The organism is Micromonospora sp. DT201, assembly GCF_049841575.1.
Lineage (GTDB): Bacteria > Actinomycetota > Actinomycetes > Mycobacteriales > Micromonosporaceae > Micromonospora.
The window spans coordinates 1-19,128 of record NZ_JBNCKP010000027.1; the positions used below are offsets into that span (position 1 = coordinate 1).

At 70.5% G+C, this 19,128-nt stretch carries 19 protein-coding genes; 7 read left to right on the plus strand and 12 right to left on the minus strand.

Going from position 1 to position 19,128, the window contains the following annotated elements; all coding sequences use genetic code 11:
* The coding region (locus tag ACLQ28_RS30305; RefSeq protein WP_425689687.1) for an IS3 family transposase at nt 1-705 on the plus strand (705 nt) is incomplete at its 5' end.
* A gap of 43 nt (nt 706-748) precedes the next feature.
* Here the strand turns inward: ACLQ28_RS30305 and ACLQ28_RS30310 are convergent.
* On the minus strand, nt 749-1,342 hold the full coding sequence (locus tag ACLQ28_RS30310; protein ID WP_425689688.1) for a hypothetical protein: 594 nt from the start codon (nt 1,340-1,342) through the stop codon (nt 749-751).
* Between the two features lie 130 nt (nt 1,343-1,472).
* Nucleotides 1,473-1,946 (minus strand): hypothetical protein, encoded by a 474-nt coding sequence (locus ACLQ28_RS30315; protein WP_425689689.1) that lies wholly within the window; start codon nt 1,944-1,946, stop codon nt 1,473-1,475.
* Nucleotides 1,947-2,394: 448 nt separating this feature from the next.
* On the opposite strand from ACLQ28_RS30315, the gene ACLQ28_RS30320 reads away from it, so the two are divergent.
* Nucleotides 2,395-2,664: a hypothetical protein gene (locus tag ACLQ28_RS30320; protein WP_425689690.1), complete on the plus strand. Its 270-nt coding sequence runs from the start codon at nt 2,395-2,397 to the stop codon at nt 2,662-2,664.
* A gap of 57 nt (nt 2,665-2,721) precedes the next feature.
* Here the strand turns inward: ACLQ28_RS30320 and metH are convergent, their stop codons facing one another.
* Nucleotides 2,722-6,222 (minus strand): methionine synthase, encoded by a 3,501-nt coding sequence (gene metH / locus ACLQ28_RS30325; protein ID WP_425689748.1) that lies wholly within the window; start codon nt 6,220-6,222, stop codon nt 2,722-2,724.
* 277 nt (nt 6,223-6,499) lie between these two features.
* Between metH and ACLQ28_RS30330 the strand changes: the two genes are divergently transcribed.
* The gene (locus ACLQ28_RS30330; RefSeq protein WP_357812529.1) at nt 6,500-7,369 is read left to right on the plus strand and encodes a PAC2 family protein; all 870 of its coding nucleotides are present in this window, start codon (nt 6,500-6,502) and stop codon (nt 7,367-7,369) included.
* A gap of 165 nt (nt 7,370-7,534) precedes the next feature.
* Nucleotides 7,535-8,326 (plus strand): GntR family transcriptional regulator, encoded by a 792-nt coding sequence (locus ACLQ28_RS30335; protein ID WP_393136594.1) that lies wholly within the window; start codon nt 7,535-7,537, stop codon nt 8,324-8,326.
* Between the two features lie 169 nt (nt 8,327-8,495).
* Here ACLQ28_RS30335 and mshC read toward each other — a convergent pair whose 3' ends face one another.
* The 6 genes from mshC to ACLQ28_RS30365 all read right to left on the minus strand — a co-directional run bounded on the left by mshC (nt 8,496) and on the right by ACLQ28_RS30365 (nt 14,212).
* Nucleotides 8,496-9,734: a cysteine--1-D-myo-inosityl 2-amino-2-deoxy-alpha-D-glucopyranoside ligase gene (gene mshC / locus ACLQ28_RS30340; protein ID WP_425689691.1), complete on the minus strand. Its 1,239-nt coding sequence runs from the start codon at nt 9,732-9,734 to the stop codon at nt 8,496-8,498.
* A 66-nt stretch (nt 9,735-9,800) separates the two neighbouring features.
* Nucleotides 9,801-10,619, minus strand: coding sequence for an SCO1664 family protein (locus ACLQ28_RS30345; protein WP_425689692.1), 819 nt, complete (start codon nt 10,617-10,619; stop codon nt 9,801-9,803).
* On the minus strand, nt 10,616-11,191 hold the full coding sequence (locus ACLQ28_RS30350; RefSeq protein WP_425689693.1) for a DUF3090 domain-containing protein: 576 nt from the start codon (nt 11,189-11,191) through the stop codon (nt 10,616-10,618). The genes ACLQ28_RS30345 and ACLQ28_RS30350 overlap by 4 nt, the downstream gene beginning before the upstream one ends.
* Before the next feature lie 199 nt (nt 11,192-11,390).
* Complete coding sequence (locus ACLQ28_RS30355; protein WP_425689749.1) at nt 11,391-12,107, minus strand: MSMEG_4193 family putative phosphomutase; 717 nt, start codon at nt 12,105-12,107, stop codon at nt 11,391-11,393.
* 219 nt (nt 12,108-12,326) lie between these two features.
* Nucleotides 12,327-13,163: an undecaprenyl-diphosphate phosphatase gene (locus ACLQ28_RS30360; protein ID WP_357101225.1), complete on the minus strand. Its 837-nt coding sequence runs from the start codon at nt 13,161-13,163 to the stop codon at nt 12,327-12,329.
* Nucleotides 13,160-14,212 (minus strand): LLM class F420-dependent oxidoreductase, encoded by a 1,053-nt coding sequence (locus tag ACLQ28_RS30365; RefSeq protein ID WP_425689694.1) that lies wholly within the window; start codon nt 14,210-14,212, stop codon nt 13,160-13,162. Before ACLQ28_RS30365 ends, ACLQ28_RS30360 begins: the two co-directional genes overlap by 4 nt.
* A gap of 186 nt (nt 14,213-14,398) precedes the next feature.
* Here ACLQ28_RS30365 and ACLQ28_RS30370 point away from each other — a divergent pair, with 186 nt between their 5' ends.
* Entirely contained in the window at nt 14,399-15,370 is a 972-nt protein-coding gene (locus ACLQ28_RS30370; RefSeq protein WP_425689695.1) for an aldo/keto reductase, read from the plus strand.
* Between the two features lie 36 nt (nt 15,371-15,406).
* Here the strand turns inward: ACLQ28_RS30370 and ACLQ28_RS30375 are convergent, their stop codons facing one another.
* The 3 genes from ACLQ28_RS30375 to ACLQ28_RS30385 are packed head-to-tail and all read right to left on the minus strand — an operon-like array spanning nt 15,407 to nt 17,717.
* Entirely contained in the window at nt 15,407-16,312 is a 906-nt protein-coding gene (locus tag ACLQ28_RS30375) for a hypothetical protein (protein WP_425689696.1), read from the minus strand.
* Between the two features lie 14 nt (nt 16,313-16,326).
* Nucleotides 16,327-17,388, minus strand: coding sequence for a WXG100 family type VII secretion target (locus tag ACLQ28_RS30380; protein ID WP_425689697.1), 1,062 nt, complete (start codon nt 17,386-17,388; stop codon nt 16,327-16,329).
* Nucleotides 17,385-17,717 carry a hypothetical protein gene (locus tag ACLQ28_RS30385; RefSeq protein ID WP_425689698.1) on the minus strand — a complete coding sequence of 111 codons (333 nt, stop codon included), beginning with the start codon at nt 17,715-17,717 and terminating at the stop codon, nt 17,385-17,387. The genes ACLQ28_RS30380 and ACLQ28_RS30385 overlap by 4 nt, the downstream gene beginning before the upstream one ends.
* Before the next feature lie 93 nt (nt 17,718-17,810).
* Between ACLQ28_RS30385 and ACLQ28_RS30390 the strand changes: the two genes are divergently transcribed.
* Both ACLQ28_RS30390 and ACLQ28_RS30395 read left to right on the plus strand, forming a co-directional pair.
* On the plus strand, nt 17,811-18,230 hold the full coding sequence (locus ACLQ28_RS30390; protein WP_425689699.1) for a YbaB/EbfC family nucleoid-associated protein: 420 nt from the start codon (nt 17,811-17,813) through the stop codon (nt 18,228-18,230).
* Nucleotides 18,227-19,096 (plus strand): SseB family protein, encoded by an 870-nt coding sequence (locus ACLQ28_RS30395; RefSeq protein WP_425689700.1) that lies wholly within the window; start codon nt 18,227-18,229, stop codon nt 19,094-19,096. The genes ACLQ28_RS30390 and ACLQ28_RS30395 overlap by 4 nt, the downstream gene beginning before the upstream one ends.
* Nucleotides 19,097-19,128: the final 32 nt, after the last annotated feature.

Consider the following 19,128-nt stretch of genomic DNA (forward strand, 5'->3'; position numbering starts at 1 on the left):
GACCCGGAGTTCGGGTACCGGTTCTTGGCCGATGAGGCCCGCGCTGCCGGCCAGCCGATGGTCGAGCGCACCGCCTGGAAAATCTGTTCCGGCATGGGCTGGTTCAGCGCGTTCAGCAAAAAGAAGCGTCGGGGCAAGGGCGGCAAGGTCGGTCCGCCCGTGCACGACGATCTGGTGCGCCGCGACTTCACCGCCCACGGCCCGAATCGGTTGTGGCTGGCCGACATCACCGAACACCGCACCGGTGAGGGCAAGCTGTATCTGTGTGCGATCAAGGATGTGTGGTCCAACCGGATCGTCGGCTACTCCATCGACTCACGCATGACATCGAGGCTGGCCGTCAACGCCCTGCACAACGCCGTAGCCCGCCGTGGTGACGTGGCTGGCTGCGTGCTGCACACCGACCGCGGGTCGCAGTTTCGAAGCCGGAAATTCGTCCGTGCCCTCAACCAGCACCACATGATCGGGTCGATGGGCAGAGTCGGCGCCGCCGGCGACAACGCCGCCATGGAATCGTTCTTCGGCCTGCTACAGAACAACGTCCTCGACCGCCGGACCTGGACAACCCGGCAGCAGTTGAGGACCGCGATCGTGACCTGGGTCGAACGGACCTACCACCGCCGCCGACGCCAACGATCCCTGTCCCGGTTGACCCCTATCGAGTACGAGACCATCATGACCCCACCGGCCAGTCAGGCCGCGTGACTGAAACTGTCACCTATCGGTGCAGCAGACCCCTGTGATTGGGTCAGCTTTGGAGTGACCAGTCGGCGTCGCCGTCTTTGACCGTGGCATCGCTGAACTGGCTTGGGGTGGCGTTGGGCCATTTGCCGCCGGGGAAGGCACTGACATCGATCGCTTCTCCGTGTAGGACCACCATCTGGCTGGCCTGGGCGCCGAGTACGGCGACGAGAGCACCGACCGCCGCAATGATCGCCTGAGAGACCGTGACAACTATTCGGCCCGATGCGTCCGTGCCGGTGCCGACAGCGGCCAACGGTGACGCCGCAGCGAGCGCGTCGACATCATCGGCGGCGCGCAGCACGTCCTCGACCAGGTCCTCAAGCGGGCGTGGCTGCACGCGGTTCACCTGATCCCGCCACTGGGCCGGCAGCGGCTCGACTGGCGCCGGCTCCGCCTGCTCGGCCAGGTGCTCGCGCAGCCGCTCGGCGCCGGGGTGTGCCATTTCGTCGTGCAACACCTGGGAGACGGCAGCCATGCGCTCACCGGCAGCTACCTGGCAAGCCTCCATCACCGCCACCGGGAACTCATCAGCGGTTAGACCGCGCTGCCAGGCCGGCCCCACCACGATAAACTCCGGCAACCCGTCAGGGCCGAGCACCGCTCGGACGGCACCGCTGGCATCTGTACCTCCACCCGTTCCGGCGCACCGGACTGGGCTTGAGCAAGAAGGTCCTGGATCCCGCCGGGATACCGCTGCAGTTGCTGCAGCGACATCACGATGTCGTCGGTCACGAGCGGTCCTCTCGTATCTGCTCGAACCGCTCCCGCAACCGGTCGCGACCCCCGGTCGCTCGTACCCGGACCAGGTGCGCTGCGACTGCCGCCATCCCTGCCGTTGCCACCAGCAGCAGCCCACCCAAAACCACGTCACCGCTTGTCTCAGAGCCGGCCATGCTGCCAATCCCCAGCACGACCACCGCAACCGCGACAGCAAGCAGCGGACCAGCAATGCTCCACCGGCGGCCGGACGACCAGTCTTGCCCGCCATACCACACGACCACCGACACCACCGCACCGATCGCTGTCAGTAACAGGGCCAAGACCAGCACCGTGAGCGAAACCGGACGGTCGAACACCACGTCGTCTGTCGTGTCAGACGACCGAAGCGACGCGAAGAGGACCGGTGCGATGCACACCGCGGCGACGATCCCCCACACCAGACCCGTGTCGCGTCCACGGGGGCCTGCCAGTCCACCACTCATGGTCAGCGAGCGTAATGGTTCGTGTCACCACAATCAGTCCCCATGAAAGGTCATCACGGCGAACAACGGGCAAGCTACCGCTGCAGCGTTCGGTGCCCTGCGACTGTTCGGCACGGGATATGACGCCCTGCTTACAAGTTCTGGGCGCTCCGTCCGGCAAGGTCCGTCCACGTCTGCGACCTCGGGCGGCTGTCCGTGATCGGCCGCCGGCGGTTGCCCTCGTCCCGGCCGGTTGCTGTCAGCGCTGCTGTCGGCGCCGGGCCCCATGCCGGTCAGGGTGTCCAACCCGCCGGCGGTGGGGGCAAATCTATGCGTCGGCAGGCAAGAGCTTCAGCGCCGGGCGCGGTTCCGCCGAGAGCCCTGATCGAGCTGGCTCGGGCCACTCCGGGAGGTCGTTCAGGTCACCACCGAAGGCCAGCACCGTCTGGGCAGATAGATCGCAGGCGGCTTGGATGAAACCTTCTGCGCCCATGAGCCGCATCGAATGGCCCCCGTTCGCCAGCGTCCACAGTGCGCCCGAAGCCTGAACGCCGGGGAGAGCATCAAGGCCCTGCCGACCTATCTGGGCCACGCCGACCCGGGCTTCACTCTGCGGACCTATACGCATCTCCTGCCGACCAGCGAGGACCGCACTCGCCGCGCCATCGACACCGCCTTCGACGAGGACCAGGCCGCTAAGGACGGCCCGGAAGCCGTTGACGGCCTGGAGACGGCATGATCATGGTTCAACGGCCTTCCTGACAGCCTCAGGCGCAGGTCAGGGCACCTGCGCCCGTTACTTGGCGTTGAAGTAGCTGGCCTCCGGGTGGTGGACCACGATCGCGTCGGTCGCCTGTTCCGGCATCAGCTGGAACTCCTCGGACAACTCAACCCCGATCCGATCCGCCCCGAGCAGGTCCACGATCTTCGCCCGGTCCTCCAGATCGGGGCAGGCCGGGTAGCCGAACGCGTACCGGCAGCCCCGGTAGTCGTTGCGGAGCAGCCCGGCCAGGTCCGCCGGGTCGTCGTGGCCGAGTGGACGGCCGTCGGGCAGGGTCATCTCGGTACGGATGCGCCGGTGCCAGTATTCCGCGAGGGCCTCGGTGAGCTGCACGGAAAGCCCGTGCACCTCCAGGTAGTCGCGGTACTCGTTGCGGGCGAACAGCTTTGCCGCGTACTCGCTGACTGGTTGCCCCACGGTGACCAGCTGCAACGCGACCACATCGAGCTGGTCGCCCTGGGGCTTGAAGAAGTCCGCAAGGCAGAGCCGGCGCTCCTGCCGCTGCCGGGGGAAGGAGAACCGGGCGCGCTCCGCGTGCCCGTTCTCGTCGAGCACCACCAGGTCATTGCCTTCGGAGTACGCGGGGAAGTAGCCGTACACCACGGCTGCCTCAAGCACCTGGTCGGCGATCAGCCGGTCCAACCAGTACCGCAGACGCGGCCGACCCTCAGTCTCGACCAGCTCCTCATAGGACGGACCGTTGCCGCCACGGGCGCCGTTCAGCCCCCACTGCCCGCGGAACGTGGCCCGCTCGTCGAGCAGCGCCGCGTAGTCGGCCATCGGCACGCCCTTGACCACCCGGGTGCCGAAGAACGGCGGGGTGGGCACCGCCACGTCGGCGGCCACGTCGGAGCGGACCGAGGAGTCGTGCAGCTCCGGCAGGGACTCAGACACCATCGACCGCTGCCGTTCGCGGCGGGCCCGCCGCGCCGCCAGGGCTGCCTCGCGCTCCGGGTCGATCACCGGGGCGCCGCCGCGCTTGGCGGTCATCACCTTGTCCATCAGGGACAGGCCCTCGAACGCGTCCCGCGCGTAGTGCACCTGCCCGGGGAACATCGACCGCAGGTCGTCCTCGACGTACGCCCGCGTCAGCGCCGCCCCACCCAGCAGGACGGGCCAACGCTCCGCGACCCCACGCGTGGCCATCTCGGCCAGGTTTTCCTTCATGATGACGGTGCTCTTGACCAGCAGCCCGGACATGCCGATCGCGTCGGCGCGGTGCTGCTCCGCGGCATCGAGGATGGCGCTGATCGGCTGCTTGATGCCGATGTTCACGACCTCGTAGCCGTTGTTGGACAGGATGATGTCGACCAGGTTCTTACCGATGTCGTGCACGTCGCCACGCACGGTGGCGAGCACGATGCGGCCCTTGCCGCCGTCCTCGGTGGTCTCCATGTGCGGCTCCAGGTAGGCCACCGCGGTCTTCATCACCTCGGCGGACTGAAGCACGAACGGCAACTGCATCTGCCCGGAGCCGAACAGCTCCCCGACGACCTTCATGCCGTCCAGCAGGATGTCGTTGATGATCGACAGTGGGGCCCGGCCGCCGGCCATCGCCTCGTCCAGGTCGGCCTCCAGGCCGTTGCGCTCACCGTCGATGATCCGCCGCTTGAGCCGCTCGTCGAGCGGCAACGCGGCCAACTCCTGTGCGCGGCTGGCCCGTGCGCTCGTCACGTCGACACCCTCGAAGAGTTCGAGGAAGCGCTGCACCGGGTCGTACCCCTCGCGGCGCCGGTCATACACCAGGTCCAGTGCGACCTCGCGCTGCTCGTCGGGAATCTTCGACATCGGCAGGATCTTGCTGGCGTGCACGATCGCCGACGTCAGGCCGGCTTGCACGCACTCGTGCAGGAACACCGAGTTGAGGACCTGCCGGGCCGCCGGGTTGAGCCCGAAGGAGATGTTCGAGATGCCCAGGGTGAAGTTGACCCCCGGGTAGCGGTGGGCGATCTCCCGGATCGCCTCGATCGTCTCGATGCCGTCGCGGCGGGTCTCCTCCTGCCCGGTGGCGATCGGGAACGTCAACGCGTCGATCAGGATGTCGGAGCGGTCCATCCCCCATCGACCGGTCAGGTCGTCGATCAGCCGCGCCGCGACCCGGACCTTCCACTCCTGGGTACGCGCCTGCCCCTCCTCGTCGATGAGCAGCGCCACCACCGCCGCGCCGTGTTCACGGACGATCGGCATCACCCTCGCGTACCGGGAGTCGGGGCCCTCGCCGTCCTCGAAGTTCACCGAGTTGACCACGCATCGACCGCCGAGCATCTCCAGCCCGGCCTCCACCACGTTCGGTTCGGTGGAGTCCAGCATGATCGGCAGCGTCGACGCGGTCGCGAAGCGGCCGGCCAGCTCCCGCATGTCCTGTGTGCCGTCGCGGCCGACGTAGTCCACGCACAGGTCCAGCAGGTGCGAGCCGTCGCGCGCCTGACTACGGGCGATCTCCACGCAGGCCCGCCAGTCGCCGGCCAGCATGGCCTCCCGGAACGCCTTCGAGCCGTTGGCGTTGGTCCGCTCCCCCACCATCAGCACCGACGCGTCCTGGGCGAACGGCACCGGGTGGTACACCGAGGAGACGCCCGCCTCGTGCCGGGGCTCGCGGGCCGGGGCGGTGACGCCGTGCAGCCGCTCCGCCAGCACCCGGATGTGCTCCGGTGTGGTGCCGCAGCAGCCGCCGATGAGCCCCACGCCGTACTCGGTGATGAACCGCTCCAGGGCCTCGGCCAGCTCCACGGGAGTCAGCGGGAAGTACGCGCCGTCGGCGGTCAGCACCGGCAGGCCGGCGTTCGGCATCACCGACAGCGGGATGCGGGAGTGCTGCGACAGGTACCGCAGGTGTTCGCTCATCTCGGCCGGGCCGGTCGAGCAGTTCAGCCCGATCAGGTCCACCCCGAGCGGCTCGATCGCCGCCAGTGCCGCGCCGATCTCGCTGCCCACCAGCATGGTGCCGGTGGTCTCCACGGCCACATGGCAGATGATCGGCACCGACTGGCCCAGCTCGGCCATCGCCCGCTTGGACCCGACCACGGCGGCCTTCACCTGGAGCAGGTCCTGGCAGGTCTCGATGATCAGCGCGTCCGCGCCGCCGACGATCAGACCGGCGGCGTTCTCCTGGTACGCGTCGCGCAGGGTCGAGTACGCGGCGTGCCCCAGGGTGGGAAGTTTGGTGCCCGGCCCGATCGAACCGAGCACGAACCGGGGCCGCTGCGGGGTGCTGGCCGCGTCGGCGGCTTCCCGGGCGATGCGGGCGCCCGCCTCGGACAGCTCCCGAATGCGCTGCGGGATGTCGTACTCGGCGAGGTTGGCGAGGTTGGCGCCGAACGTGTTGGTCTCGACGCAGTCCGCGCCGGCGGCCAGGTAGGCGTCGTGCACCCCGCGCACCACGTCGGGCCGGGTGACGTTGAGGATCTCGTTGCACCCTTCGAGGCCGTCGAAGTCGTCGAGCGTGAGGTCCGCGGCCTGCAGCATTGTGCCCATCGCGCCGTCGGCGATGAGAATTCGGTCGGCCAGCACATCCATCAACGAAGTCCGCACCCGTTCAGGTTAGTGCGGCACCCGCCGCACCCAACCCCCGTCAGCACCCGATCCCATATTGTGTCAGCGGGATCACGCTGTCTGGTTCGTTCGTGTATGACCGGGCCTCGGCGGAGCCGACCGGCGCGGCCGACAGGCCGTACCCCCGCCCGGCACGTAGGCTGACGGACGTGAAGGACAACAGGGACGCCGCCGTGCCCCACGGTAGGACGACCGGGCGCCATCCCGGCGCCGGCCGCGACAAGCAGGTTGAGGTGACGGCGTGACCGAGTTCGACGGACTGCCGGTGCTGCGGTCCCCGGTGGCCATCGCCGCGTTCGAGGGCTGGAATGACGCCGCCGACGCGTCCACCGCCGCGGTCGAGCACCTTGAGCAGGTCTGGAACGCCCGACAGGTCGCCGAGTTGGACCCGGAGGACTTCTACGACTTCCAGGTCAGCCGGCCCACCATCACCATGGCCGACGGGGAGACCCGTCGGGTGGAGTGGCCGACGACCCGGTTCATGGTGGCCAGCCCGGAGGGCACCGAGCGCGACGTGGTGCTGATCCGCGGGATCGAGCCGAGCATGCGCTGGCGGACGTTCTGCGAGCAGGTGCTGGAGATCTGCCACAGCCTCGAGGTGGAACGGGTGGTGTTGCTCGGCGCGTTACTGGCCGACGTTCCCTACACTCGGCCACTGCCGATCAGCGGCAGTGCCTCCGACGCGCAGGCCGCCGAGCGCTACCAGCTCACCCCGACCCGCTACGACGGGCCGACCGGCATCGTCGGCGTGCTGCATGACGCCTGCACCCGTGCCGACGTGGATGCCGTCTCGTTCTGGGTGCACGTGCCGCACTACGCCAACAACCCGCCCTGCCCCAAGGCCACCCTCGCCCTGCTGCACCGGGTCGAGGAGGTCGTCGACCTGCCGGTGCCGATGGCCGACCTGGCCGAGGAGTCCGCCGAGTGGGAGCAGCGCGTGCGCAGCGCCGCCGAGCAGGATGCCGAGCTCGGCGAGTACGTCCGCGAGCTGGAGGAACGGGTTGGCGACGAGGGGATCACCCCGCTGACCGGTGACGAGATCGCTCAGGAGTTCGAGAAGTACCTGCGCCGACGGGGCGGTTCGGCCGGCCCCACCGCCGGTTCCTGGTAGACGCCTCTCCCCCAGTTCTGTCGCGGGCCCCGGATCTGTCCGGGGCCCGCTTTCGTGTTCGCAGTCCTGTTTTCCTGCTCGCAGTCCCGTTTTCGCGTGTCAGGGGTAGCGCCGTCACACCCTCTAAGGCATCCTAGGAACCTAGATGTGATCAAGGAGGCGGGTGTGCAGATCAATCCCGGGGCTGCGGAGTTCCCGCACCGACAGATCGCCGCGCAGCTCAAGGCCCAGGTCCGCCGCGGCGACTGGGGACCCGGCGAGCGGTTGCCGTCCATCCCGGCCATCGCCGAAATGTTCGGCGTCGCCAAGCAGACCGTGCAACGCGCCGTCGACCAGTTGCGGGTCGAGGGCATCCTGATCACCAAGCCGGGCTCCGGTACGTACGTCCGGGGCACCCGACGCCGACTCAACCGCCTCTCCCGGGGCCGGTACGGCGGCTTCCGCGGCTACCACACCGATCTTGCCGCCCGATACCGTCAGCAGCTCGTCTCCGTCGGTCGCGCCCCCGCCCCCGCCGAGGTGGCCGACGCGTTCGGAGTGCCCGACGGCACCAACCTGCTCTGCCGCCGACACCTCGTACGCACCGACGACTCCCCCGTCGAGGTTGGCGCCTCCTGGTTCCTACCCACCGACACCGCAGGCACCTCTTTGGAGCGCACCGAGGCGTTCGGCCGGCCTCTCTACCAGGAAGCCGAGGAGGTCACCGGGCGGCGGTACGTCTCCGCCACCGACACGATCAGCGCCCGCCAGCCCAGCCGGGAAGAGGCCGAGACGCTCCAGATCCGGCCGGACACCCCGGTGCTGCACCTGCTGCACGTCGCGTACGACGCTCACCGCAAGCCGATCGAGGTCTCCCAGGCCACCTGGCCCGGCCCGATGACCACCCTCACCGAGGAGTACAAGATCCCCGCCCCAACCCCAGACCCCGACCCCAACCCCGGCCTAGTCCTAGGCTGACCGCCCAGCCCGGCCCGGCCCAGCCCGCCGATCTTGCACTTTCAGTCGCGGTTATGCCCGGGTCTGCCCCAAATGCGGGGACAGAATCTGCAAGATCGCGGGAAAGTCACGGTGCCCGGCCGGAGCCCGCCGGGCACAGCAGGGCAGAGCACGCAGGGCAGAGGTGGGACTACAGGTGGACTCCCAGGAGGGCATCCACCGTGTTCGCGAAGAGGGCTGGAGCCTCGGGGTCATCCGTGGCACCCGCGAGGACCGCATCGGCCCAACGGTCGGCCACCGCCAGGGCTCCGGGGGTGTCGAGATCGTCGGCCAGGCGTTCGCGTACCCCGGCCAGCAGCTCAGCCCCGGACGGCCCGGCAGGCGCGGCGGCGGCCCGCCGCCAGCGGTCCAGGCGCTCCTGCGCGGTGGACAGCAACTCGTCGGTCCACGTGCGGTCACTGCGGTAGTGCCCGGAGATCAGCGCCAGCCGGATCGCCATCGGGTCGACCTTGTCGGCGCGCAGCCGGGACACGAAGACCAGGTTGCCGCGGGACTTGGACATCTTCTCGCCGTCCAGGCCGATCATCCCGGCGTGCACGTAGTGCGCGGCGAACGGCGCCTGACCGGTGAGCCGCTCGGCGTGCGCGGCGGATGCCTCGTGGTGCGGGAACAGCAGGTCGTTGCCGCCACCCTGCACGTCGATCTGGTCACCGAGCAGGTTCAGCGCGATCACCGCGCACTCGATGTGCCAGCCCGGACGGCCCGCACCCAACTCGCCGCCCGGCCAGGATGGCTCGCCCTCGCGGGCGCCGCGCCACAGCAGCGGGTCCAGTGGGTCACGCTTGCCGGCCCGGTCGGGGTCTCCGCCACGCTCCGGGAAGATTTCCAGCATCTGTTCGCGGGTCAGGTTCGACTCGTAGCCGAACCGGCCGGTGGCGGAGATGTCGAAGTAGACGTCGCCGGTGCCGTCGTCGAGCCGGTACGCGGCGCCGTCCTTGAGCAGCACCTCGACCTTGTCGGCGATATCCGGGATCGACTCGACCGCTCCCACGTAGTGCGCCGGCGGGATGATCCGCAGCGCCTCCATGTCCTCCCGGAACAACGCCGTCTCGCGCATCGCCAGGACCACCCAGTCCTCGCCGTCGCGGGCGGCCCGCTCCAGCAGCGGGTCGTCGATGTCGGTGACGTTCTGCACGTAGCGCACCGGACGCCCGGCGTCACGCCACATCCGCTGCACCAGGTCGAACGTGATCATGGTGGCGGCGTGACCAAGGTGCGTGGCGTCGTACGGGGTGATGCCGCAGACGTACATGCTTCCCGCGTCGACCGGCTCGCTCGGGTGGACACCCTGCCGCGCCGAGTCGTACAACGCCAGTGGCTCGCCCCTGCCCGGCAGCCGTGGCACCTCGTGTCCCGCCCAAGACTCCATGGGATCAGCCTAGCCAGCCGGAGGACGACGTCGGAGCGCCAAACGGGTGATCAAGATGACAGCGGGTCACATGGGCGGCCAGGGCATCGCGGGCCAGTCCTCCGGCGGCTGGGGGAAGCGGCCAGTCTCCCGTAGCCGGTCGATCCGGGAGGCCAACTCGGTCACCTCGCTGATCGTCAGGTGGTCGGCCAGCTCCGCGCCGAGGGGCCCGGCGACCTGCCCGGCGAGCCCGTCGAGCATCTCCATCGCGTCCGGGGGCAACTGCTTGCCGGCCCAACCCCAGAGCACCGTACGCAGCTTGTCCTCCACGTGGAAGCTCACCCCGTGGTCCACCCCGTAGATCCGGTCGTCGGCCCCGACCAGCACGTGACCGCCCTTACGGTCCGCGTTGTTGATCACCGCGTCGAGCACCGCGAGGCGGGCCAGCCGTGGGTCGTCGGAGTGCGCCAACGCGTACGCGGCGCCGTCGTCGTCTCTGGCGGCGGCGATCGGGATCCAGCGGGGCGGCAGCTCCCCGGCAGGCAGGAAGCCAACCAGCGGCTCGGCGTCGTCCGGCTCGTCGATCCACAGCTGGCAGGAGCCGGGGCCGAATGGGCCATCGCGTAGCACGGTGGGCGGCACCAGGCCCCAACCGGTGGCCCGCGACACCAGGTACGCCGAGACCTCCCGCCCGGCCAGGGTGCCGTCCGGGAAGTCCCAGAGCGGACGCTCGCCACGGACCGGTTTGTAGACGCAGCGGGCGGTTGCCCCGTCCAGGGTCAGGATGCCGCGCAGCGTGGTGTTCGACGCGTCGACGAGGCGACCTTCCAGGTCGAGCACGCCGTCCAGCAGCAGCCGCAGCGCGGCGTCGCCGTCCTGGCGAGGCTGGAGGCCGGACGAGGTCACCGGTGATAACCGTTGTGCCGCGGGCAGAGGTGCCCGGCGGGGTCCAACGGTTGGCCGCAGAGCGGGCACGGAGGCCGACCCGCGTTGACCACTCGCCGGGCCCGCTCGATGAACTGGCGGGTCGCCTGCGGGGTGAGCCGGACCCGGAGCCGGTCCAGGTCCTCGTCCGGCTCTTCGTCCTCGTCGTCGTCTTCGTCGTCTTCGTCCAGCTCGACCTCGGGCTCCACCTCGCCCGCGGCGATCGCTTCGATCACCACGGTCGCGGTGTCCACGTCGAAGGCCAGCCCGAGGGTCCCGACCCGGAACTCCTCGTCGACAGGCGTGTCCAGCGGCTCGTTGTCGCCGATCACCGGCGCCAGCTCGGGCAGGTCCACCCCGAAGCGACGCTGCGCCTCGGTGAGTAGCTCCTCCAGCTTTTCGGCGAGCAGGGACACCTGGACCTTTTCCAGCGCGACGCTGACCAGCCTGCCGCCGCCACGGGCCTGCAGGAAGAAGGCGCGCTCCCCCGGCGGGCCGACAGTCCCGGCGACGAACCGCTCCGGCGGTTCGAAGGCGTGCACCTGGTGGGTCATACCCACGACCCTATCCGGCCCGCGATGGCGTCGCGCACCCCACCGACCCGAATCGCGTCAGGGGCGGCGCGCCCGGCGTACCAGCGGCTATAACCGGGCGTGGCGGCCCACCCGCTGGCGGCCGTCGACCGCTGCCGATGATCAGGCGCGGGTGTCGCGGCCTGGCGCGCACCAGGACGGCGGGCGGTCGGGATCGTCGTCACGAGGCCGCACCGGCCCCGCCGCCGACCGCGGCGTCCGAATCAGCCGCCCGGGGAGCCCGCCGACGCCGCTTGCGCGACGGCGGCGGCACCAGGGCGTGGAGGTCGCCGCCGGTGTCGTTGAGCCGGACCAGGAACGGCCGCAGCGGCGTGAACCGGATCGCGGTCACCGACGCCGGGTCGGCCACGATCCGTTGAAAAAGATCCAGATGTACGCCGAGCGCGTCCGCCACAATGGCTTTGATCACATCTCCGTGGCTGCACGCCAGCCACACCGCCTCGGGCCCGTGCTCGGCGCTGACCCGGGCGTCCCAGGAGCGAACCGCCGCGACCGCCCGCGCGGCCATCGCCGCCATCGCCTCCCCGTCCGGAAAGACCGCTGCGCTGGGGCGCTGCTGGACCACCGGCCAGAGCGGCTCCTTCGCGAGCTTCTTCAGCTGCTGCCCCTCCCAGCTGCCGTAGTCACACTCGATCAACCCGTCCTCGACGACCGGGGCGGCCTCCGGAAGCGCCAACTCCAGGGTCTGTCGGCAGCGGATCAGGGGGCTTGTCACCACGGCGGCCAGGGGCACCCCCCGCAACCGCTCGCCCACCGCGGCGGCCTGGGCGCGCCCGGTGTCGTCCAGCTCGACCGGTTGCCGGCCGGCCAGGCCGCCATCGGCGTTCGCCGTGGTCCGGCCGTGTCGCAGAAGCAGAAGGGTTGCCACGCTGACCACCCTAGGCCCGCTCATTGTTCCTGGTCGTCATGGGCTCCACTCCAGGTCGGCGATGTGGGGGTTTCCATGCGCCGGGATGCCCCCACGTCGGCGATCTGGAGCCGATCAAGCGGGCGGCGGGACCGAGGGCGGGCGGCGGGGACGAGGGCGGGCGGCGGGGACGAGGGCGGCCCCCGGCCCGCCAGCAGGCGGGACAGGGGCCGTCGACGGGTCGGCCGGTCAGGTGGCGTCGATCGTGCCGGTCAGCAGCAGAGCCAGGACCAGAGTGCCCAACGCGACCCGGTACAGCACGAAGACGTACAGGGTGTGGTGGGCGACGTAACGCAGCAGCCAGGCGATGGCCGCGTACCCGATGCCGAAGGCGATGGCGGTGGCCACGATCGTCTGGGCCACGGTGGGCACCGACGTGCCCGGCGCGGACGGCTCGAAGACGTCACCGAGGCTGAACACACCGGACATCACCACCGCCGGGATGGCCAGCAGGAAGGAATACCGTGCCGCCGCCTCCCGGGTGAGGTTGAGCAGCAGGCCGGCGGTGAGAGTGCCACCGGAGCGGGACACCCCGGGGACCAGCGCCATCGCCTGGGCGAAACCCATGACGATGCCGTCCTTCATCCGGAAGTTCTCCAGGGTGCGGGTCTGCCGCCCCCAGTACTCGGCGAACGCCAGCACGAAGGCGAACACGATAAGCGTGGTCGCCACCACCCAGAGGTTGCGCCCGGCGGTCTTGATCTGGTCCTTGAACACGAAACCGAACAGCCCGATCGGGATCGAGCCGACGATCACGTACCAGCCCATCCGGTAGTCGAGGCTGGAACGGACCGACTTGTCCCTGATGCCGACCAGCCAGGTACGGGTGATCCGCCAGATGTCCTTGGCGAAGTAGATGAGCACGGCCGCTTCGGTGCCGAGCTGGGTGACCGCGGTGAACGACGCGCCGGCGTCACGGTCGAAGAAGATCGCCGAGGTGATCCGCAGATGCCCCGACGAGCTGACCGGAAGAAACTCGGTCAGTCCCTGGACGATGCCCAGGACGATTGCTTCGACCCAGGTCACTCTCCGACTCCCGCAAGGTCGAGGGCCTCGGCGACGGTACGCAGGGTCTGCACACCGCTGTCCCGGTCAGCCACGAACAGGGACACCGACAGCGTGGTGACGCCGGCAGCAGCGTACTCCCGCATCCGCTCGGCGACGCGCTCCTTCGGGCCGAGCAGCGAGGTGCGGTCGATGAACTCCATGGGCACGGCGGCGGCGGCGTCGCGCTGCCGCTTGGCCAGGTACAGGTCCTGCACGTCGCGGGCGGCGTCGCCGTAACCCATCCGGGTGGCGAGCTGGTTGTAGAAGTTCTGCTCACGGCTGCCCATGCCGCCCACGTAGAGCGCGGCGTACCAGCGTACGAGCTCGGCGCAGGAGGCCACGTCGTCGCCGATCACCACGGGCACCGACGGCACCACGTCGAACCCGGCCAACTCCTTGCCGACCTTGGCCCGCCCGGCGCGGACCGAGGCGAGCTGCTCCTCGGCGAACTCCGGGGCGTAGAACACGGCCAGCCAGCCGTCGGCGATCTCGCCGGCCAACTCCAGGTTCTTCGGGCCGACCGCGGCCAGGTAGATCGGTATGTGCTCGCGTGGTGGGTGGAAGCCCAGCCGCAGGGCCTTGCCGGGGCCGTCCGGCAGCGGCAACGTGTAGTGCTCCCCGTCGTACGTCACTTCCTTGCGGGCGATGGCCAGCTTGACGATGTCGACGAACTCGCGGGTCCGGGCGAGTGGTTTGGCGAAACGCACGCCGTGCCAGCCCTCGGAGACCTGCGGGCCGGAGACTCCCAGGCCGAGCCGGAAGCGGCCGCCAGAGAGGGCGTCGATGGTGGCGGCGGTCATGGCGGTGGCAGCCGGCGTACGCGCGGGGATCTGCATCACCGCGGCGCCGACGTCGATCCGTTCGGTCTGGCCGGCCATCCAGGCGAGCATGCTGGGCGAGTCGGAGCCGTAGGCCTCCGCTGCCCACACCACCGAATAGCCCAGCCGGTCCGCTTCCTGCGCCAGGGCCAGGTGGTCGGCAGGTGTGCTCCATGCTGTCTGGTATCCGAGACTGAGCCCGAGTCGCACTGGTCCTCCCCCATCCGTGGCACAGGTCGCACCAGGTTACGCAATGCCGAAAACGGACTCGATCACCGGCTCGACACCTTTGATCCCCCGCCGACGCGGTGCCCGCCGTCGGCGGAACCGGCAGAACCGGCAGAGATGACGGGAGCGAGGATATCCGTGGAGGCAGGTTCGAAATAAGGTTCACCCATGCAACAGCGACCGCTCGGCCGAAGCGGGCTGGCGGTTTCCCGGCTCGCGCTCGGCACCATGACCTGGGGCCGGGACACCGACGCCGACGATGCGGCCGCCCAGCTGAAGAGTTTTCTGGACGCGGGCGGCAACCTGATCGACACCGCCGACGTGTACGGCGACGGCGACGCCGAGTCGGTGATCGGCTCACTGCTGGGCACCCTCGTGCCCCGCGATGACCTGCTCATCGCCACGAAGGCGGGGTTGCGCCCGGGCAGCGGCCGGCGCCGCGACGGCTCCCGGGGGCACCTGCTGCGGACGTTGGACGCGTCGCTGCGCCGGCTCGGCACCGACCACGTCGACCTGTTCCAGCTGCACGGGTACGACCCGGACACCCCGCTCGAGGAGACCATGGCCGCACTGGACCACGCGGTGGCCAGCGGCAAGGTCCGCTACGTCGGGGTGTCGAACTTCTCCGGCTGGCAGACCGCGCGTGCCGCCGCCTGGCAGACCGCCTGGCCGGGACGGGCACCGGTGGTCGCCACCCAGGTGGAGTATTCGCTGCTGGAGCGGGGCGTGGAGCGGGAGGTGCTGCCCGCGTGCGACGCGCTCGGCCTCGGCCTGCTGCCCTGGTCACCGCTGGGTCGGGGAGTGCTCACCGGCAAGTACCGGCACGGGCGTCCGGGGGATTCCCGAGCCGCGTCGCCGCACTTCGAGCGGTTCGTCTCGACGTACCTGGAGCCGCGTTGTTCCAGCATCGTGGAGGCGGTGGCGACCGCGGCCGGTGGTTTGGGCGTGTCGCCACTGGAGGTGGCGCTGGCCTGGATCCGGGACCGGCCCGGGGTGACCGCGCCGATCCTCGGCGCGCGGACGGTGGGGCAGCTGCTCGGCGCGCTCCAAGTGGAACGGATCACACTGCCGGAGGAGATCACCACCGCGCTGGACGACGTCTCGGCGGTGCCGGTGGGCTACCCCGAACGCGACGGCTGACCCACCGGCCGGGTCACGGCCGACCCGCCGGCCCGGTCACGGCGTCGGGCGCTGTCCGGGGAGGTCGTTGATCGCGGTCAGGAACCGCGACTGGTCGTCGCGGGTCGCGGGGTTGACGATCCGGATCCACGAGCCGTCGTCGAAGAAGATGGTGGACGGGAAACGCGTCAGACCGGCCATGCCCCCCTCGGAGTCGATGCGGGCCACCCGGCCGCGCTCGACGCTCCACAGCACCCGCGGTTGACGCCGGTCGGGCCGGTCGGGGTCGGGGCGTGGGCCCATCCGCAGCAGGTGAAGGTGGGTGTCGGTCACCGCCAGCGGTGTGCCCGTGTACCGCTCCAGGAAGAGCAGCAGGCTGCCGGCGAGGGTGGCGAGGTCACCGCTGAAGACGAACCGGCGCTTGTAGGCGATCTCGGCGAGCTGGTCGGCCAGCGGGCGGTACAGGCTGAGCCGGAACAGCGCCCGGAACGCCTCCTGCTCCTCGGTGAGCGGAATCGGCTCCCGCTGTGCCCGCTGCTGTGGCGGGCCCGGCTCCGGCTCGGCCGCCGCGGGCAGACCCACCGCGATGGCAGCGGCCTTGCCCGGCAGCAGCAGCACGCCCGCCGCCAGCCGGACGGGCGTCAGCACCGCTTCCACCCAGACCACCGGGTTGACGATGTTGAGCAGCCCGAACAGCACCTTCGGGTCGAGCCCGTCGACGAACTCGTTGGCCATCACGTCGGCGAGCTGCCGGCCGGCCTTGTGTGTCTCCGGGGCGCGGACCGGGCCGAGCCCCACGTAGCGGAGCTGCTGCCCGGGCAGCAGCGGCGCGACGAGGGCGCGTTCGGGTTCGTCGCTGGTGCGGAACTCGTCGCGCAGCTCACGGGCCTTGTCCCGGGCGGCCCGCGCGCCACCGAGCACCGCGTCGGTGAACCGACCGAGTCGGCCTCGCTCCTCTGCCATGACGCGTTCCTCCCCTAGCGGCCCGCCGGCTGGCCGGCCGGCGGTTGCCCGAAGACATTCTGGTCGATCCAGTCGGCGCCGCCCTGCACCGCTTGGTCGACCTTGTCGCCGAACTGGTCGCTGCCGGGTACGGAGAGGCCGCTGGTGAGGGCGACCGTGCCCCAGGTGACGCCGTGCACGACCGAGTTCGGCACGTTCCACGGCAGGTTGGTCGCCCAGTCCCGGGCGATCACCCGGGCGCCGTCGGCGACACCGTGCGCGCGCAGCGCGGCAGCCCGGTCCAGGGCACCCATGTCGAACGGTGAACCGGACTTGCCCAGCTTGTAGGTGCCCTTCGAGGGGTCGAGGAACTTGTGGTGCCACTTGTCGAGCTTGCCTGCGGCGCGGCGCTTATCGGCGTACTTCTTGCCGGCGCGCAGCCCCTTCTGCATGTCGACCAACTTGTCCAGGTGCGTCCGCAGCTTACGCAGGTACAGCATGACCCGCTGGAGCAGACGGATGACCTTCTGCAGATGCGTTGCGAGCGGCCGGATGACCTTCATCATCCGGGCGAGCACGATCATGCCCCTGGTCACGGCGACGCCCATGCCGGCAGCCCAGGACGCACCCATGGTGATCGGCGCCATCAGCAACGCCGTGACCAGCGTGACCAACAGGAAGTTCACGAACTCGACGCAGAGATCCACGAGCACGTCGTGCACCGTTTGCAGGCCGTCGGCGACACTCCGCAGGTACTCGGCGGTCGCGGCGAACTGCTCGGCCACGTCGAGCATCTGCTGCTCGACCTCGGCCAGCCGCTGGCCGTACGCCTCGCCGGCGGGTGAGCGCCACCCGGGCTGCGCGGCCTCGCGGACGCCGCGGTGCCCGTCGGCCAGGTCACGCACCTGCGCGGCCAGCGCGTCCCACTCGGCGGCCTTCGCGCGCAGCACGGCGGGCTCGCCGTCGACCATGTCGACGAGCTGGATGAGCGGCCAGGCCAAGGTCCGGCAGACGCTGTCGACCGCGTCCTGTACCCCGGAGAGCGCGCTGTCGAGGCCGTTCCACAACTGAACGGCGCTGCCGGCCGGCCCGCTCATCCGGGCAGCCCCGACTCGATGGCCTTGAACCCGGCGTCGAGGTCCTGCTCGTTACGCTCGTACGCCTCGACCGTGTCAGCCAACGCGCCGGCTACACGGTCGAACGCGGCATTCGCGGCGCCGAACAGCTCAACGCCGCCGGTGACCTGCTCGGCGTACTTGTCGCGGAGCATGTCGCTGGCGAACGGCAGGTGGCCGAAGGCGTCCGACGGCACGTCACCGGCCGAGGTGATCTGGCTCTCCAGCGCGGCGAGCGAGCTGGCGACCTGCTTGGCGGTCGTCTCCAATCGACGGACCGCCTGCACGTCGACATCGATATCCGGCGGCATGCCGTTCCTCCCCAATGAGTTGAGCGCACCGACGATACGATCTCCCGGCCACCGGGCACCACCCGGTCGCACGGTCCACTGGGGAGGATTCTCATGACTGACCCGACGTCCGCGTTCGATGCGCTCGCCGGGCGGATCGCCGACATCGAACGCCGATTCGCGGGCCTGACCGACGATCTGGCCGAGCTGTCCGGCACCGCGACCGACGAGAGCGGGCTGGTCTCGGCGACCGTCGACGCCACCGGTGCGCTGACCGGCCTCACCGTTGCGCCCGCCGCCCTGCGCGCCGGCACCGAGGGGTTGGCCGAGTTGGTGCTCGATGCGTACCGGCGTGCCCGTGCGGCAGCCTCCGAGCACGTCGACGAGCACGCCGAGGGGTTGGAGGTCGCGCTCGGCGCGGGCCTCACCGACCTGTTCGGCAAGCCCGGCGACTTTTCGGCGCTCGGCCGCCTGGAGGAGACCGTCGCCCGGCTCGGGCGGTTGGACGACCGCCTGCCAGGCTCGCCGACGTGACGTCGCCGACCTGGCCGGAGATCGTCGCGCGGCTGCGAAACACGCTCGCCCGATGCGCGGGCGACACCGATCTGGAGCTCTCCGCCGGTTCGCGCAAGATCCGACTGCTGGTGCGCCGCGAGGTGGTGGGGGTGCTCTGCCCGGGCTATGACGAGGCACGCCTGGCCGCGCTCGGCTGGCACCGCCCGACCGGCGGCGGGGGCTGGTGGTACGAGGCACCGCGCACTCCGGAGCAGGTGGCGCGTCTCAGCGTGTTCGTGGCCCGTACCGCCGCCGAGGTGCTGACCAACCAGCCCGGTGCGCTCTCCTGCCGGGTCGTGCCACCGGCCGCGCGCCCTGGCCCGACGGCACGCTCGGCTGCGAGCCCCGGCCCGACGCCGCGGCCGGTCGCCACCCGGTCAGCACCGAACGAGTCTGGACCGGTCGAGGTGACCCAGGTCGAGCCAACGCCGGCAAGGGTGACGCCGGTAAGGGCGGCACCCAGCGGGGCGGCGGAGCCTGCGGTGGCGGCGGTGCTCGCCGCGGCCGTCGACCGGCGTGACCTGCCCGGCTACCTCGGAGCGCTGGCCGGTGCCACGGTGTGCGTCCCGCTGGCCGGAGAACCGGCGCCTGATGCCGGCTTCCCGTGGACGGTGGTCGGCGACGCGACGGGCACGCCGCTACTGCCGGTCTTCACCTCGCCCGGAGCGCTCGCGGCGTTCACGGGGGACGGGGTGCCGTTCGTCGCGCTGCCCTGCGCGGACCTGTTCGAGGACTGGCCGGACCCGTCCTGGGGGCTGGCGGTCGACCCGGGCAGCGTCCGGGCGGTCGCCTTGGCCGCGCCGGCCCTCGCGGCCCTGCTGACGGCGAACGTCCCCACCGGCTGACGCCCTACCCAAACCAGACGACGCATTGTGTC